17 protein-coding genes are annotated in these 16474 nt (G+C 73.3%); 12 read left to right on the forward strand and 5 right to left on the reverse strand.

From position 1 onward, the window contains the following. Genes IE245_RS14185 through IE245_RS14230 form a run of 10 tightly spaced genes read left to right on the forward strand, consistent with a single transcriptional unit; the run spans position 1 to position 9332 of the window. On the forward strand, positions 1-1254 hold the full coding sequence (locus tag IE245_RS14185; protein ID WP_189947199.1) for an MCE family protein: 1254 nt from the start codon (positions 1-3) through the stop codon (positions 1252-1254). Further along, on the forward strand, positions 1251-2309 hold the full coding sequence (locus IE245_RS14190) for an MCE family protein (protein WP_189947200.1): 1059 nt from the start codon (positions 1251-1253) through the stop codon (positions 2307-2309). Before IE245_RS14185 ends, IE245_RS14190 begins: the two co-directional genes overlap by 4 nt. Next, positions 2306-3355, forward strand: a complete 1050-nt coding sequence (locus IE245_RS14195) for an MCE family protein (RefSeq protein ID WP_189947201.1) — start codon at positions 2306-2308, stop codon at positions 3353-3355. The genes IE245_RS14190 and IE245_RS14195 overlap by 4 nt, the downstream gene beginning before the upstream one ends. After that, a complete protein-coding gene (locus tag IE245_RS14200; protein WP_189947203.1) occupies positions 3352-4392 on the forward strand; it encodes an MCE family protein in 1041 nt (346 codons plus the stop codon). The genes IE245_RS14195 and IE245_RS14200 overlap by 4 nt, the downstream gene beginning before the upstream one ends. Next, positions 4389-5621 carry an MCE family protein gene (locus IE245_RS14205; protein ID WP_189947205.1) on the forward strand — a complete coding sequence of 411 codons (1233 nt, stop codon included), beginning with the start codon at positions 4389-4391 and terminating at the stop codon, positions 5619-5621. The genes IE245_RS14200 and IE245_RS14205 overlap by 4 nt, the downstream gene beginning before the upstream one ends. Further along, on the forward strand, positions 5618-6889 hold the full coding sequence (locus IE245_RS14210) for an MCE family protein (RefSeq protein WP_189947207.1): 1272 nt from the start codon (positions 5618-5620) through the stop codon (positions 6887-6889). The genes IE245_RS14205 and IE245_RS14210 overlap by 4 nt, the downstream gene beginning before the upstream one ends. Further along, positions 6886-7398: a hypothetical protein gene (locus IE245_RS14215; RefSeq protein ID WP_189947209.1), complete on the forward strand. Its 513-nt coding sequence runs from the start codon at positions 6886-6888 to the stop codon at positions 7396-7398. Before IE245_RS14210 ends, IE245_RS14215 begins: the two co-directional genes overlap by 4 nt. Beyond that, the gene (locus IE245_RS14220; protein ID WP_229851266.1) at positions 7395-7964 is read left to right on the forward strand and encodes a hypothetical protein; all 570 of its coding nucleotides are present in this window, start codon (positions 7395-7397) and stop codon (positions 7962-7964) included. The genes IE245_RS14215 and IE245_RS14220 overlap by 4 nt, the downstream gene beginning before the upstream one ends. Positions 7965-7990: 26 nt before the next feature. After that, complete coding sequence (locus tag IE245_RS14225; RefSeq protein ID WP_189947211.1) at positions 7991-8533, forward strand: Rv1363c family protein; 543 nt, start codon at positions 7991-7993, stop codon at positions 8531-8533. Positions 8534-8591: 58 nt separating this feature from the next. Beyond that, complete coding sequence (locus tag IE245_RS14230; protein WP_189947213.1) at positions 8592-9332, forward strand: hypothetical protein; 741 nt, start codon at positions 8592-8594, stop codon at positions 9330-9332. Positions 9333-9351: 19 nt separating this feature from the next. Here the strand turns inward: IE245_RS14230 and IE245_RS14235 are convergent, their stop codons facing one another. Both IE245_RS14235 and IE245_RS14240 read right to left on the reverse strand, forming a co-directional pair. Next, on the reverse strand, positions 9352-10143 hold the full coding sequence (locus IE245_RS14235; protein WP_189947214.1) for a putative protein N(5)-glutamine methyltransferase: 792 nt from the start codon (positions 10141-10143) through the stop codon (positions 9352-9354). A 196-nt stretch (positions 10144-10339) separates the two neighbouring features. After that, positions 10340-10822: a glutathione peroxidase gene (locus IE245_RS14240; protein WP_189947216.1), complete on the reverse strand. Its 483-nt coding sequence runs from the start codon at positions 10820-10822 to the stop codon at positions 10340-10342. Between the two features lie 38 nt (positions 10823-10860). Here IE245_RS14240 and IE245_RS14245 point away from each other — a divergent pair, with 38 nt between their 5' ends. Beyond that, positions 10861-11079: a DUF6011 domain-containing protein gene (locus IE245_RS14245; RefSeq protein WP_189947226.1), complete on the forward strand. Its 219-nt coding sequence runs from the start codon at positions 10861-10863 to the stop codon at positions 11077-11079. Here the strand turns inward: IE245_RS14245 and IE245_RS14250 are convergent. After that, positions 11076-11813, reverse strand: coding sequence for a hypothetical protein (locus IE245_RS14250; protein ID WP_189947228.1), 738 nt, complete (start codon positions 11811-11813; stop codon positions 11076-11078). The genes IE245_RS14245 and IE245_RS14250 overlap by 4 nt on opposite strands. A gap of 145 nt (positions 11814-11958) precedes the next feature. On the opposite strand from IE245_RS14250, the gene IE245_RS14255 reads away from it, so the two are divergent. Beyond that, complete coding sequence (locus IE245_RS14255) at positions 11959-13029, forward strand: RNA ligase (ATP) (protein WP_189947230.1); 1071 nt, start codon at positions 11959-11961, stop codon at positions 13027-13029. A gap of 4 nt (positions 13030-13033) precedes the next feature. On the opposite strand, the gene IE245_RS14260 is transcribed toward IE245_RS14255, so the two are convergent. Together IE245_RS14260 and IE245_RS14265 are read right to left on the reverse strand one after the other, a co-directional pair. Then, complete coding sequence (locus IE245_RS14260; protein ID WP_189947232.1) at positions 13034-13900, reverse strand: acyl-CoA thioesterase; 867 nt, start codon at positions 13898-13900, stop codon at positions 13034-13036. 12 nt (positions 13901-13912) lie between these two features. Beyond that, on the reverse strand, positions 13913-16426 hold the full coding sequence (locus IE245_RS14265; protein WP_189947234.1) for a DEAD/DEAH box helicase: 2514 nt from the start codon (positions 16424-16426) through the stop codon (positions 13913-13915). Positions 16427-16474: the final 48 nt, after the last annotated feature.

Raw genomic sequence — 16474 nt, forward strand, 5'->3', positions numbered from 1 at the left:
ATGAACGCTCCACGAGGCCAGACCCTGCGCCGCCGCTCCGCCGGCGTCGTCTTCCTGCTGGTCCCCGCGCTGCTCGCGTGGCTGGCCGTCGCCGTCTACGACAAGAAGTTCACCGACTCCGACCCGGTCACCGTCGAGACCGGCAGCGTCGGCAACGAGATGCACCTCGGCGCCGAGGTGAAGCTCCGCGGCGTCGTCGTCGGCGAGGTCCGCGCCATCGACGCCACCGACACCGGTGCCCGGCTCACCCTCGCCATGAAGCCCGGCGCCCTCGGCCACGTCCCCTCCGACGTCCGCGCGCAGATGCTGCCGACCACCCTCTTCGGCGAGCGGTTCGTCGCGCTCGTCCCGCCCGCGAACCCCTCGTCCCGGCCGCTCGGCCCCGGCGACGTCATCCCCGAGGACCGCTCCGGCAACGCCATCGAACTCCAGCAGGTCCTCGACGACCTGATGCCCCTGCTCACCGCCGTCCAGCCGCAGAAGCTCTCCGCCACCCTGTCGGCCGTCTCCCAGGCCCTCGAAGGCCGCGGCGAGAAGCTCGGCGACACCCTCGCCCGGCTCGACGCCCACCTGAAGAAGTTCAACCCCCAACTGCCCGCCCTCACCCGGGACCTCAAGGAACTCGTGAAGGTCAGCCACCTCTACGCGGACGCCGCCCCGGACATCCTCACCGCGCTCACCGACTTCACGACCACCAGCGGCACCCTCGCCGAGCAGGAGGCCGCGCTCTCCGGCACCCTCGGCGCCACCACCCGCACCGCCCAGGACCTCACCGCCTTCCTGCTGAAGAACAAGGACACCGTCATCCGGCTCAGCGCGACGAGCCGGCCCACCCTGGAACTGCTCTCCGAGTACTCCTCGTCCTTCCCCTGCACCCTGGGCACCCTCGCCCGGTTCGTGCCCGCCATGGACAAGGCGCTCGGCAAGGGCACCGACCGGCCGGGACTGCACGTCGACGTCACCGCCGTCCCCGCCGGGGGCGCGTACGTCCCCGGCCGCGACACCCCCCGGTACGGCTCCGGCGGCGGCCCCCGCTGCCACCCCGTGCCCTACCTCGGCGTCCCCGTCGCCCCCGCCGCCCGCGCCTCCGCGGCGGCCGACCAGGACCTCGGCCCCGCCAACTCCCCGCAGGAGAACGACCTCGTCACCGAACTCCTCGCCCCCGCCGCCGGCAAACACCCCGGCGAACTGCCGGAGTGGAGCAGCCTGCTCGCCGGCCCGGCCTTCCGCGGAACGGAGGTGACCCTGCGATGAAGGCGAAGGAAGCGGCGTACTCACGCCGCCGCGGACTCACCGGCACGGTCCTCAAGTCCCTGGCGTTCGTCCTGGTCACCGCGGTGGCCACCACCGTCCTCGGCCTCAGCATCGCCGACACCGGCGTCGGCTCCGCCACCCACGCCTACAAGGCGCTCTTCACCGACGTCACCGGCCTCGTCGCCGGTGACTCGGTGCGCGTCGCCGGCGTGAAGGTCGGCGAGGTCACCGACGTCCGCGTCGTCGACCGGCGCCTCGCCCAGGTCACCTTCGAGGTCCGCGAGGACCGCCCGCTGCCCCGCTCCGCCACCGCCGGCATCAAGTACCTCGACATGGTCGGCCGGCGGTACGTCTCCCTCGGCCGCGGCAGCGGCGAGCTCACCGGCACCCTCGCCGAGGGCGACACCATCCCGCTCGACCGCACCACCCCCGCCCTCGACCTCACCCTGCTCTTCAACGGCTTCAAACCGCTCTTCGAAGGCCTCTCGCCCGCCGACGTCAACGACCTCGCCGGCTCGCTCGTCCAGGTCCTCCAGGGCGAGAGCGGCACCGTCGACAGCCTGCTGCGCCACATCGGCTCCCTCACCGGCACGGTGGCCGCCAAGGACAAGGTCGTCGGCGAGGTCGTCACCCACCTCAACACCGTCCTCACCACCCTCAACGACCGCGAGGCCGGCTTCGAGGACCTCGTCGTCACCCTCCAGAAGCTCGTCACCGGCTTCAACACCGACCGCAAGCCCCTCGGCGAGGCCGTCCGGGCCATGGGCGACCTCACCACCACGACCGCCGGACTCCTCCACGACGGGCGCGCCCCCCTCAAGAAGGACATCCGCGAACTCGGCAGGCTCTCCACCACCCTCGGCGACCACACCCCCGGCATCGAGCGGTTCCTGGACCGCACCCCCGGCAAGCTGACGGCCCTGGCCCGCCTCTCCTCGTACGGCTCCTGGTTCAACCTCTACCTCTGCGAGGCGCGCGTGAGCGGCGTCACCACCTCCGACGGATCCAAGCCGCCCACCGGCATCGCCGTCACCGAACCGAGGTGCCGCGGATGAGCCTGTTCGGCCGGATCAAGCCGGTGAAGGAACGCAACCCCATCGGGGTCGCCGTCGTCGGACTCGTCCTCCTCGGCCTCCTCGCCGCCCTCGCGTACCACGCCGACCGGCTGCCGCTCGTCGGCGGCGACACCACCTACAGCGCCGACTTCTCCGAGGCCGCCGGGCTCGACGCCGGGGACGAGGTCCGCGTCGCCGGCGTCAAGGTCGGCGAGGTCACCGGCGTCGCCCTCGACGGCCCCAAGGTCAAGGTGACCTTCGAGGTCGGCGACGCCTGGGTCGGCGACCGGTCCACCGCCGCCATCGCCATCAAGACCCTCCTCGGCGAGAAGTACCTCGCCCTCGACCCGCTCGGCTCCGCCCGCCAGGACCCCGGGAGCCGCATCCCGCTCTCCCGCACCACCTCCCCGTACGACGTCACCCAGGCCTTCCAGGACCTCAGCGGCACCATCGACGACATCGACACCGGGAAGCTCGCCGAGAGCTTCCGCACCATCTCCGACACCTTCAAGGACTCCCCGCCGCACGTGCGCAGCGCCGCCGACGGCCTCTCCCGGCTCTCCCTGACCGTCTCCAAACGCGACAACGAACTCGCCCGCCTCCTGGAGAACAGCGCCACCTTCACCCGGACCCTCAAGGACAAGAAGTCCAGCTTCGAGGTGCTCCTGGAGGACGGCGGCTCCCTCCTCGGTGAGCTTCAGAAGCGCCGCGACGCCATCCGCGCCCTGCTCAAGGGCAGCCGCGCCCTCGGCACCGAACTGAGCGGCCTCGTCGGCGACAACGACAAGCAGCTCGGCCCCACCCTGAAGGCCCTCGGCCGGGTCACCGACGTCCTGGAGAAGAACAGCGGACAGCTCGACAAGACGCTCGCGCTCGTCGGCCCGTACTACCGGCTCGTCGGCAACACCCTCGGGAACGGCCGCTGGTTCGACAGCTACCTGTGCGGCGTGGTCCCCCGGAACTACCTGCCCGAGGGCTCACCGCCCACGACCGGATGCATGCCGCCGAAGCAGCAGGCCACGGCGAAGGGGAACGGCACACGATGAGCAGCACCAGGAAACCCCTCGTCATCGGGCTCGCCCTCGCGGTCCTCGCCGCCTGCGGCCTCGTCACCGTCCGCGCCCTCGACGAGGACGGCATCCGGGTCACCGCCTGGTTCGACCGGGCGATCGGCATCTACGCCGGTTCCGACCTGCGCGTTCTCGGCGTCCGCGTCGGCGAGGTCGAGTCCGTCGAACCCCGGGGCACCCGGGTCCGCGTCGCCCTCCGCCTCGACGAGGACGTCCGCGTCCCCGCCGACGCCCGCGCCCTCGTCGTCGCCCCCAGCATCGTCGCCGACCGGTACGTCCAGCTCAGCCCCGCCTACAGCGGCGGCCCCACCCTCGACGACGGCGCCGAACTCCCCGCCTCCCGCAACCGCACCCCGGTCGAGATCGACCAGCTGTACGCCTCGATCACCGACCTCGGCGAGGCGCTCGGCCCCGAGGGAGCCAACGCCGCCGGAGCCCTCACCGAACTGCTCGACACCGGGGCGAAGAACCTCAAGGGCAACGGCGCCGCCATCGGCACCTCCATCGACCGCTTCGGCAAGGCGGCCAAGACCCTCGACGGCAGCAGCGACGACCTCTTCGCGAGCCTCGGCCGGCTCCAGAGCTTCACCACCATGCTCAAGGAGAAGGACACCGAGGTCCGCACCGCCCAGGAACGCCTCGACGAGGTCGTCGGCCACTTCGCCGAGAACAAGGACGACCTCGCCGGCGCCCTCAAGGAACTCGGCAGGGCCCTCGCCCAGGTGAAGACCTTCATCAAGGACAACCGCGGCGAACTCAAGAAGAACGTCGACCGGCTCGTCCCCCTCACCCAGACCCTCGTCGACCAGCGCGCCTCCCTCGCCGAGGCCCTCGACGTCGCCCCGCTCGCCGCCGGCAACCTCGTCAACGCCTACGACGAGACCACCCGCACCGTCCACGGCCGCGCCAACCTCAACGAGATCAGCATGGGCGGACCGCTGCTCCCGCTGCCCGTCGCCGGAGGCTCCGCGACCGGCTCCACGCCCACCACCCCCGCAGAGGAGGACCGGTGAGACGCCCCCGCCTGCCCTCGGCCAGGGCCGCCGGCGCCGCGGCCGCCGGCGCGGTCGCGCTCGGCCTCGGCCTGGCCCTCGCCGTCGGCGCGCTCCCCGTGCCGTCCGTACGCTTCGACGGCATCCAGGACCTGCCGCTGCCCGGCGGCGCCGACCTCGGCGACCACCCCTACACGGTCACCGCCGAGATCGCCGACGTCCTCAGCCTGGTGCCGCAGTCCGCGGTCAAGGTCAACGACGTCGCCGTCGGCCGCGTCACCGCCATCGAACTGGACCCCGGCACGTGGACCGCCCGCGTCACCCTGAAGATCAACGGAGACGTCCGGCTGCCCGCCGACGCCGGCGCCCGCGTCGAGCAGTCCAGCCTCCTCGGTGAGAAGTACGTCCAGCTGGTCGCCCCGGCCGCGGCCGCGCCACGCGGCGGGGTGCGCCCGGCCGCCGCCCGTCGGGACACCGGCGCCCGGCTCACCGACGGCAGCGTCATCCCGCTCGCCCGCACCAGCCGCAACACCGAGGTCGAGGAGGTGTTCGGCGCCCTCTCCCTCCTGCTCAACGGCGGCGGCGTCAACCAGCTCAAGACCATCACCCGCGAACTGAACGCGGCGCTCGGCGGACGCGAACCCCAGGTCCGGTCGATGCTGGAGCGGGTCGACACCCTGGTCACCACCCTCGACGCGCACCGCGGCGACATCACCCGCGCCCTCGACGGCCTCAACCGGCTCTCCACCACCCTCGCCGGCCGCAAGAAGGACGTGGACACGATCCTCACCGACCTCTCGCCCGGCCTGAAGGCCCTGGAGAACCAGCGGGGTTCCCTCATCACCATGCTCCGCGCCCTGGACACCCTCTCCGGAGTCGCCGTCTCCACCGTCGAGGCGAGCAAGAAGGACATGATCGCCGACCTCAAGGCCCTCGCCCCCACCCTGACGGCCCTCGCAGACGCGGGCGCCGACCTCCCGGACTCGCTCCAGGTCCTGCTCACGTACCCCTTCACCGACGAGGTCATGAAGGGCATCAAGGGCGACTACCTCAACACCTACCTCCACCTCGCCGCCGCCCCCGGCACCGAGGTGATCCCGCCCCTCGTCCCGAAGACCGACCCCACGCCCACCCCGACCCCCGCCCCCAGCGACCCCCTGCCCCTGCCGGCCCTCACACCGAACCGAGCGGACGAACCGAAGCGACCGACCACGTCGAGCGAACCGAAGGACGGAGGCGAACGCCGGTGATCACCCGTGCCGTACGGCTGAAGAACCTCGCCTTCCTCGTCATCGCCGTCACCGTCCTCGCCTTCGTCGGCGTCCGCTACGCCGATCTCGGCCGGTACGCCGGAGTCGCCGACCACTACACCGTCCGGGTCCATCTCGCCCGCACCGGCGGACTGTTCACCCACTCCGACGTCACCTACCGGGGCGTCTCCGTGGGCCGCGTCGGCGCCCTCGACCTCACCGCCGACGGCGTCGTCGCCGAACTCCGCATCAAGAAGTCCGCGCCCAGGATCCCCGCCGACGCGCAGGCCGTCGTCGCCGGGCTCTCCGCCGTCGGCGAGCAGTACATCGACCTGCGCCCCGAGAGCGACGGCGGCCCCTTCCTCGCCGACGGCGCCCGCATCGAACAGTCCGACACCCAGGTGCCCGCCCCCGTCACCGACGTCCTCGGCAGCATGAACGCGCTCACCCGCTCCGTCCCCCTGGACTCGCTGCGCACGGTCGTCGACGAACTCGGCAAGGCCTTCGAGGGCCACGGCGACGACCTCCAGGTCCTCCTCGACAGCGGCAGCGCCTTCGTCCAGGCCGCCGACCGCTCCCTCCCCGCCACCACCCGCCTCATCCGGGACGGCGAGGTCGTCCTGCGCACCCAGGCCGAAGAGAGCCGCGCCATCCGGGACTTCGCCGGCGGGGCCCGCGAACTCGCCGCCACCCTCAAGGGCTCCGACGCCGACCTGCGCCGGCTCCTCACCGTCACCCCCGAGGCGGCGGGCCAGGTCAGCGGCCTCCTCGACGACCTCGACCCGAGCCTGAGCGTCGTCCTCGCCAACCTCCTCACCACCTCCGAACTCGCCCTCACCCGGCAGCGCGGCATCGAGGAGCTCCTCGTGACGTACCCGGCGGCCGTCTCGGCCGGCGCCACCGCCGTCGACGGCGGCCGCCTGAACATCGGCCTCGCCGTCACCTTCTTCAAGCCACTGCCCTGCACCTCCGGCTACGGCGGCACGCGCTACCGCAACGGCCTGGACCTCGGCACCGCGCCGGCCCTCAACACCGGCGCCGCCTGCACCGCCCCCGCCGCCACCGGGACCAACGTCCGCGGCTCCGCCCACGCGCCCAAGGGCGACGCCGCCCCCGCCCCGGCACGCGTCCCCGGCTCCCTCGCCCAGCGCCCCGACCGCGCCGCGGGCGGCGAGCGGCCGCTGCCCGGCGCCCTGGCCCTCCCGGGCCAGGCCGACGGCCCGACCGACCTGGCCGGACTCCTCGGCGTCCCCGGGAGCGCCCGATGAGGCGGGGCCGGCTCCTCGCCGCCGGCGCGCTCACCGTCGCCCTGGGCTTCTGCGCCACCGGCGCCTGGACCTACACCCAGGCCCGCACCGACCAGGAGCTCGCCTTCGGCCGCGAACGGGACGCCGCCCTCGCCGAGGGCCGGCAGCGCCTCACCGTCCTCCACACCCTCGACGCCTCCACCCGCGAGCACGCCGCGGCGGGCATCGAGGCCTGGCGCGACGCCTCCACCGGCCCCCTCCGCGCCGAACTCGCCCGCACCGAGCCCGCGGCGGGCCCCTCGGCCCGCGCCACCGTCACCGAGGCCGCCCTCACCGCACTCGACACCCGCGCCGGCACGGCGAAGCTCATCGCGACCGTACGGGTCGACGTCACGCCCCGAGGGGGTGCGGCCACCAGCGACCGCAAACGCCTGGAGGCCGTCCTGACCCGCACCGGCGAGTCCACCTGGCGGGTGTCGGCGCTCAGCGCCGTCCCCGTCGCCGGAACCGAGGAGGCCACCCCCGAATGACCGCGACACGGACGGCCCCGGAGACGGAACCCGCCACCACCGAGGAGACCGGGCCCGAGCCCCGCGCCTCCCGGTGGCGCACGGCCGCCCTGGCCACCGCGCTGACCGCGCTCCTCCTCGGCGGCAGCGCCTTCTTCTACGCCGCCCACCAGCTCCGGACCACCCCCTCGGCCCGGAACCAGGCCCTCACCGACACCGCCGCCACCGCCCGCGTCGGCGGCGACGTCGGCGAGGGGCTCGCCCGGATCTTCTCCTACACGCCGACCAGTTCGGACGCCGCCGAACGCAGCGCCGGCACCGTCCTCGCCGGCCGTGCCGCCCGGCAGTACACCGAGCTCTTCGCCCAGGTCCGCGAGACCCTCGTCGCGCAGCGCGTCACCCTCTCCACCCAGGCCGTCCGCACCGGCGTGATCGAACTCGACGGGGACGGCGCCCGCCTCCTCGTCTTCCTCGACCAGGTCTCCCGGCGGGACGAGGGCGCCCCCACCACCGCGGCCGCCCAGCTCACCGTCACCGCCCGGTTCCAGGACGACCGCTGGGTCATCACCGACCTCAGGACCCGCTGACGATGAGCGGGAGACGGGAGCACCCCATGACACGCGCCGTCCGCCCCCGGGCCGGCGCCCGGCCCGTCCTGGCCGCGGCCCTCGGCCTGACCCTCGTCGCGGGCGGCTTCGCGGCCTGGACCGGCCAGGCCTGGTACGCCGCCGCCCACGACGACTCCGCCGCGTACGCCGCCGAACGCGACCGGGCGCTCGCCGCGGGGGAGCAGGCCGTGCAGAACCTCAACACGCTCGACCACCGGCAGACCGACCGAGGTCTCGACCTCTGGGAGTCGTCCACGACCGGCGAACTGCACCGGCAACTCGTCGACGGACGCGAGGAGTTCGAAGGGCAGGTGAAGGCGGCGAAGACGGTGACGACGGCCCGGGTGCTCGCCGGCGCGGTCACGGAGCTCGACGACCGCGCCGGACGCGCCCGGCTGCTCGTCGCCCTGCGCGTCACCGTCACCACGCCGGACCGCAAGAGCACCGACAAGGACAGCCGCATGCTCGGCGAACTCACCCGCACCGACGGGCAGTGGAAGCTCAGCGGTCTGGGGCAGGCCCCCGTCGGCGGCACCGCGACCGGCTGACCGGGACAGGGCCCGGGCCGCACCGCGAGAGCCGCCAGCACCCGAAAGGAACCACACCATGCCGACGCCCCGCCACCACCTCAACCGCGAGCGCCGCCGCCAGGCCCGCGCCGACCAGTCGGCCCCGGGCCCCGAGGGCCCCGTGGGCCTCCTGACCGAGCCCGCGCCGGCGACGCGACGGCGAACGGCGGCGAAGCCCGTACGAGAAGACCGCGAGCAGAAGGAAGAAGGGAAGGCGAAGGAGAAGGAGGCGGCGGCGCGTGCGCGGCACCGCACCCCCCTCCTCCTCGTCCTCTGCGCCCTCACGCTCCTGCTCGGCGGCTTCGCGGGGTGGGCGCACGGCAGGGCCGGCGAGCTGCGCGACGACCCGGCGCGGGCCAACACGGCCCTCACCGACCCGGCGCGGACCAGCGAGATCAAGGGCCGGACGGCCGAGGCCGTCGCCGCCCTCTTCTCCTACGACCACACCGACGCGGCCGCCTTCGACCGCGCCGCGAAGACCTTCCTCACCGGCAAGGCCGTCGAGCAGCACCGGACCCTGTTCGCCGGGGTGCTCGCGCAGGCCGCCGAACAGAAGTCGGTCATCACCACGACCGTCACCGACAGCGCGGTCGAGCGGATCGACGGCGACCGCGCCCGCGTCCTCGTCTACGCCGACCAGAGCAGCGTCAGCACGGCCGGAACCGCGCGGAAGAAGGACCGGGACCAGGGCGCCTACGCGGGCGCCATGCTCGCGGTCGACATCGTCCTGCGCGACGGGAGCTGGCTGGTCGAGGGCATCGACACCTTCGGCCGCTGAGCGGGCCCGACCGGGCGGCTCAGCCCTCCCGGGTCGCGACGAGCACGGTCGCGTACCGCTCCTCGCAGACCTCGAACCGGGGCGTCAGGCCGTGCGCGGCGACGGCCTCGGCCGCCGCCCCGGTCTGCCGCTCGCTCGTCTCGACGAAGAGCCGCCCGCCCGGCGCCAGCCACTCCGGCGCCCCGGCGGCCACCCGGCGCAGCACGTCGAGCCCGTCGGCGCCGCCGTCGAGCGCGACGAGCGGCTCGTGCTCGCGCGCCTCGGGCGGCAGCAGCCCGACCTCCTCGGTCGGTACGTACGGCACGTTGGCCACCAGGATCTCCACCCGGCCGCGCAGTTCGTCCGGCAGCGGCGCGAAGAGGTCGCCCTCGTGGACCCGGCCGCCGCGCGGCTCGACGTTCCGGCGGGCGCAGCGGACGGCGGCGGGCTCGATGTCCGCGGCGTGCACCCGGGCGCCCGGGACGGCCGAGAGCAGCACCGCGCCGGCGGCGCCGGAGCCGCAGCACAGGTCGACGCAGAGCGCGCCGGGCGCGGCGAGCGCGACGGCCCGCTCGACGAGGAACTCGGTGCGCCGCCGGGGCACGAAGACGCCGGGGTCGACGGCGATCCGGAGCCCGCCGAACCCGGCCCAGCCGACGACGTGTTCCAGGGGGAGCCCGGCGGCACGCCGCTCGACGAGCAGGTCGAGCGCGGCGGCGTCACGGGCGGCTTCGATGAGGAGTTCCGCCTCCTCCTCGGCGAAGACGCACCCCGCGGCGCGGAGCCGGGCGACGGTGGCGGAGCGGAGGGGGACGATGGGGTCGAGCGACATGGGGACCTTCCGGGAAGCCGTGCGGAGGCTCCCGCGGCCGCTACGACCGAGCCGGTGGTACGGCCGCCGAGGGGGAGCTTCCTGCCTGTGCGGTGCGGATCGAACCCACCTCCTCCGGTTGCCGTGTGCAGAGCCCGATGATCGTACCCCAGGGGCCGCGCAGGACGGTCGCCCGGCGCGGCCCCCGGGGGCGGTCTCAGACGAGGAGCGCCTCGATGGCCGCGACGACCTCGGGGGCCTCCGGCTCGGTGCGGGGACGGAAGCGGGTCACGGTGCCGTCGGCGGAGACGAGGAACTTCTCGAAGTTCCACTGCACGTCACCGGCCTCGCCCTCGGCGTCGGCGACCTTCGTCAGCTCGGCGAACAGCGGGTGCCGGCCGTCGCCGTTCACCTCGGTCTTCTCCAGGAGCGGGAAGGTCACGCCGTACGTCGTCGAGCAGAAGGACCGGATCTCCTCGGCCGAGCCCGGCTCCTGCCCGAGGAACTGGTTGCAGGGCACGCCGACGACGGTGAGGCCGCGCTCGCCGTACGTCTTCTGCAACCGCTCCAGGCCCTCGTACTGCGGGGTGAGACCGCACTTGGACGCCACGTTCACGACCAGCACGGCCTTGTCCCGGTAGTCGGCAAGGGAGACCGGTTCGCCGGCCAGGTTCTTCAGCGGGATGTCGTACAGACTCATGGGGGAGCTCCTCGTCGAGACTAGGGTGAGATGACAACATGAGTGAAGAACCGCTGGCAATCGCGGTCGATTCCGCCGAGGGCGCGTCGCGGCGCACGGTCCGCTGCCGCCTCTGCGGCCGCCCCCTGACCGGCGCCGGCTCCCGCCGCACCGGCCTCGGCCCCACCTGCGACGCCAAGCTCCACCCGCCGGCCCCCGACATCCGCACCCGCCGCCACGAGGTCGAGCAGGACCCGCTCCCGGGCCTGGACCGCTAGCCGGCCCCGGCGACCAGCTCCGCGTACGCCGGCCACCGCTCCTCCTCCCCGAGCGCCAGCAGCGCGACCTTCCGGGCGAGCAGCGGATCGGGGTGGCCGGCGAGCCGGGCGGGGGCGTGCTCGACGAGCCAGGCCTGGAGCTCGGGCAGGAGGACGCCGTCCAGGTCCGCGTACCAGGGCAGGACGGACGAGTCGTCGTTGAGCAGGTCGTCGATCCGGTACGCCACCCAGTCGCCCAGGTGCCGGTCCGCCGTCCCGCCCCGGGGCGCGGCGGCCCAGACGTCGTGCACGGGCGCGAGCGACCGGTGGATCTCCACGCACAGCTCCCACACCGCCCCCGCCCCGTACGCGGGCTCGGGGTCGGCGAGCGTCTCCCGCCACCACACGTCGAGGAAGCCGGCGATCGCCCCGGCCTGCTCGGCGGGCCACTCCTGCCACCGCACCCGGCCGAGGCCCGCGGGGGCGTACCCCATGCCGGAGAACCGGCCGTCGGCGACGCAGGCGAGGAACTCCGGCAGCACCCGCCGCAGCAGCGCCGGGTGGTCGTCGAAGTGGTCGGGCGTCTTGTGGAAGAACAGGCGTGCCAGGTCGTCGCCGAGCGGCGCCCGGGGTATCGCGAGGAGCGCCAGCTCCTCCGCCCCGTAGCAGTGGAGGCACCCCTCGGCGGGAGCGGTCATGCCGCCGAAGACGGCGTCGACGCGGCGGAGGGCGGCGGTCAGTGCGGGAGAGGCCACGGCGTGGTCCTGTCGGGACTCCGTCCGGGCCGGGCCCGGCGAAGATCGCGACGATACCAGCCCGCAAAAGCGGTGGGCAGGGATTTCACGGCCCGTCAGGGTGGGCGGCGATGAGACCGAAACCCGAGCATCCGGAGCACTGAAGATGTCCACCCTGCGCGTCACCGCCGAAGTCCTCACCGTCCACCCCCATCCCAACGCCGACGCCCTCGAACTGGCCCAGGTCGGCCTCTACCGCGCCGTCGTCGCCAAGGGCGCCTACCGGACCGGCGACACCGCCGTCTACATCCCGGAGCAGGCCGTGCTGCCCGCCGCGCTCGTCGACGAGCTGGGGCTGACCGGGCGGCTCGCCGGAAGGACCTCGGACCGGGTGAAGGCGGTACGGCTGCGCGGGGAGCTGTCGCAGGGGATCGTCTGCCGGCCGGGCGCGCTCGCCGGGATCGACCTGGACCGGGCCGCCGCCGACGGCACCGACTTCGCGGAGGCGCTCGGGATCACCAAGTGGGTGCCGCCGGTACCGCCCACCATGAGCGGGGACGTGGAGGCGGCGCCCGAGCTGCTGCCGTGGGTCGACATCGAGAACCTGCACCGCTATCCCGGCATCTTCGAGCCCGGCGAGCCGGTCGTCCTCACCGAGAAGATCCACGGCACGGCCTGCCTGCTGACGCACGTCGCGGGGGAGGGCCGGACGTACGTGTCCTCCAAGGGCTTCGGCGCCAAGGGGCTCGCCCTCCGGGAGGACCCGCGCAACCTGTACTGGCGGGCCGTCCACGCGCACGGCCTGCCCGCCGTCGCCGAGCGGCTCGCCGCCCGCCTCGGGGCGGCCCGGGTCGGCTTCTTCGGGGAGGTGTACGGCTCCGGCGTCCAGGACCTGGCCTACGGCGCCGACGCCCGCCGCGAGGCGATCGGCTACGCCCTGTTCGACGTCTCCGCCGAGATCGACGGCCGGGTCCGCTGGTTCGACCCGGCCGAGGTCCTGGAACCGGGCGAGGTCCCCCTCGTACCGCGCCTGTACGAGGGCCCCTACGACCCGGACACCGTCCTCGCCCACGCGAGCGGCACCGAGACCGTCTCCGGGCGCGCCGCCCACCTCCGGGAGGGCGTCGTCGTCCGGCCGGCCGTCGAGCGGTACAGCCCGGTCACGGGCGGCCGGGCCGTCGCCAAGGCGGTCAGCCCGGCCTACCTGACCCGCAAGGGCGGCACCGAGTACGAGTGACCGGTCAGCCCAGGGAGCGGAACAGGCCCTCCTGGACCACCGAGACGAGCATCCGGCCCTCCCGGTCGTAGATCCGGCCCCGGGCCAGCCCCCGGCCGCCGGTCGCGACCGGGGACTCCTGCTCGTACAGGAACCACTCGTCGGCCCGGAACGGGCGGTGGAACCACATCGCGTGGTCCAGGGACGCCATGTCGAAGCCGCGCGGGCCCCAGAGCGGTTCGACCGGGATCCGTACGGCGTCGAGCAAGGTCATGTCGGAGGCGTACGTCACCGCGCAGGTGTGCACCAGCGGGTCGTCGCCCAGCGGGCCGACGGCCCGCATCCACACGGCGCTGCGCGGATCCGCGCCCTTGACCTCGTCCTTCGTCCAGCGCAGCCGGTCGACGTACCGGATGTCGAAGGGCTGGCGGCGGGCCATCCGCTCCAGCGCCTCCGGCAGCGCCCCGAGGTGATCGCGGATCTCGTCCGGCAGCTTCGGCAGGCTCTCCGGGTCCACCAGGTGTCGGGGCGGCAGCTGGTGCTCGAAGCCCGCCTCCTCCGGCAGGTGGAAGGAGGCCGTCAGGTTGAAGATCGTCCGCCCCTCCTGGACCGCCGTGACGCGCCGGGTGGTGAACGACCGGCCGTCCCTGACCCGCTCCACCTGGTAGACGATCGGCACGCCCGGGCGGCCCGGCCGCAGGAAGTAGGCGTGCAGCGAGTGCACCGGCCGGTCCGCGTCCACGGTCCGCCCGGCCGCCACCAGGGCCTGCCCGGCGACCTGCCCGCCGAAGACCCGCTGCAGCGACTCCTGCGGGCTGCGGCCGCGGAAGATGTTCACCTCGATCTGCTCCAGGTCGAGCAGGTCCACGAGCCTCTCGGCGGGATTGGTCACCACAGAACTCCTCTACAACTGTCCGACCGACGTCACGCGGACGACCGCCCGGCCCTCCTCGTCGGAGGCCGCCAGGTCCACCTCCGCGCTGATGCCCCAGTCATGGTCGCCGTTGGGGTCGGCGAAGGTCTGCCGGACGCGCCACAGACCGTGCGCCGCGTCCTCCTCGATGGCGAGCAGCTTCGGGCCGCGCGCGTCCGGGCCGGTGCCCAGGTCGTCGTACTCGTCCCAGTACGCGTCCATCGCCTCGCCCCAGGCGTCCGCGTCCCAGCCGGAGTCGGCGTCCATCTCGCCCAGCTCGCCGACCTTGTCGAGCGCCGCCAGCTCCACCCGCCGGAACATCGCGTTGCGCACCAGGACGCGGAAGGCGCGGGCGTTCGCCGTGACCGGCTTGACCTGGTCGGCCTTCTCCTGCGCCTCCTCGGCGGTCTGGACCTCCGGGTTGGCGAGCTGTTCCCACTCGTCGAGCAGCGAGGAGTCCACCTGGCGCACCATCTCGCCCAGCCAGGCGATCAGGTCCTCCAGGTCGTCCGTCTTCAGGTCGTCCGGGATGGTGTGGTCGAGCGCCTTGTACGCGCTCGCCAGGTAGCGCAGCACGATGCCCTCGGTGCGCGCCAGCTCGTAGTGGGAGGTGAACTCCGTGAAGGTCATGGCCCGTTCGTACATGTCACGGATGACGGACTTCGGGGACACCGGGTGGTCGCCGACCCACGGGTGCGACGTCCGGTAGACGTTGTACGCGTGCCAGAGCAGCTCCTCCAGCGGCTTCGGGTACGAGATCTCCTGGAGCCGCTCCATCCGCTCCTCGTACTCGACGCCGTCCGCCTTCATCTGTCCGACGGCCTCGCCGCGCGCCTTGTTCTGCATGGCGGCGAGGATCTGGCGCGGGTCGTCGAGCGTCGACTCGACGACCGAGACCATGTCGAGCGCGTACGAGGGGGACTCCGGGTCGAGCAGGTCGAAGGCGGCGAGCGCGAAGGTCGACAGCGGCTGGTTCAGCGCGAAGTCCTGCTGGAGGTCGACCGTGAGCCGGATGTGGCGGCCCTCGGCGTCCGGGGTGTCCAGCTGCTCCACCACTCCGCCGTCGAGCAGCGAGCGGTAGATCGCGATGGCCCGGCGGATGTGCCGCAGCTGGTTGCGGCGCGGCTCGTGGTTGTCCTCCAGGAGCCTCCGCATCGCCTCGAAGGCGTTCCCCGGGCGGGCGATCACCGACAGCAGCATGGTGTGGGTGACCTTGAAGCGGGAGGTCAGCGGTTCGGGCTCGGCGGCGATCAGCTTCTCGAAGGTGGTGTCGCTCCAGGCGACGAAGCCCTCGGGGGCCTTCTTGCGGACCACCTTGCGGCGCTTCTTCGGGTCGTCGCCCGCCTTCGCCAGCGCCTTCTCGTTCTCGATGACGTGCTCGGGGGCCTGCGCCACCACGAAGCCGGCGGTGTCGAAGCCGGCCCGGCCGGCCCGGCCCGCGATCTGGTGGAACTCGCGGGCCCGCAGGGTGCGCACGCGGTTGCCGTCGTACTTGGTGAGGGCGGTGAAGAGCACCGTGCGGATCGGCACGTTCACGCCGACGCCGAGGGTGTCCGTCCCGCAGATCACCTTGAGCAGGCCGGCCTGCGCCAGCTTCTCCACGAGCCGCCGGTACTTCGGCAGCATGCCGGCGTGGTGCACGCCGATGCCGTGGCGGACGTACCGCGAGAGGTTCTGGCCGAACTTGGTGGTGAAGCGGAAGTTGCCGATCAGCTCGGCGATCCTGTCCTTCTCCTCACGGGTGCACATGTTGATGCTCATCAGCGACTGCGCCCGCTCGACGGCCTGCGCCTGCGTGAAGTGCACGATGTAGACGGGCGCCTGCTTGGTCTCCAGGAGCTCGGTCAGCGTGTCCGTGATGGGCGTGAGCCGGTACTCGTACGAGAGCGGCACCGGCCGGGTCGCCGAGCGGACCACCGAGGTGGGCCGGCCCGTGCGCCGGGTCAGGTCCTTCTCGAACATCGACACGTCGCCGAGCGTCGCCGACATCAGGACGAACTGCGCCTGGGGGAGTTCGAGCAGCGGGATCTGCCAGGCCCACCCCCGGTCCGCCTCGGCGTAGAAGTGGAACTCGTCCATGACGACCTGGCCGATGTCGGCGTCCTTGCCGTCGCGCAGCGCGATCGAGGCCAGCACCTCGGCCGTGCAGCAGATGACGGGCGCGTCGGCGTTCACGGACGCGTCGCCGGTCAGCATGCCGACGTTCTCGGTGCCGAAGATCTTGCACAGGTCGAAGAACTTCTCCGACACCAGCGCCTTGATCGGCGCCGTGTAGAAGGTGACCTGGTCGTTGGCGAGCGCGGTGAAGTGCGCGCCCGCCGCCACCAGCGACTTCCCGGACCCGGTGGGGGTCGACAGGATGACGTTGGCCCCCGACACCACCTCGATCAGCGCCTCCTCCTGCGCCGGGTAGAGCGAGATGCCGCGCTCCTCGGCCCAGGCGGAGAAGGCCTCGAAGAGGGCGTCGGGGTCGGCGGTCGGCGGCAGCTGATCGATAAGGGTCACCCTCCCATCTTGCCTGCATTCCGCTCGGATGAGGGAACCGGCCGCCGG

The organism is Streptomyces roseolus, from assembly GCF_014649855.1.
GTDB lineage: Bacteria > Actinomycetota > Actinomycetes > Streptomycetales > Streptomycetaceae > Streptomyces > Streptomyces roseolus.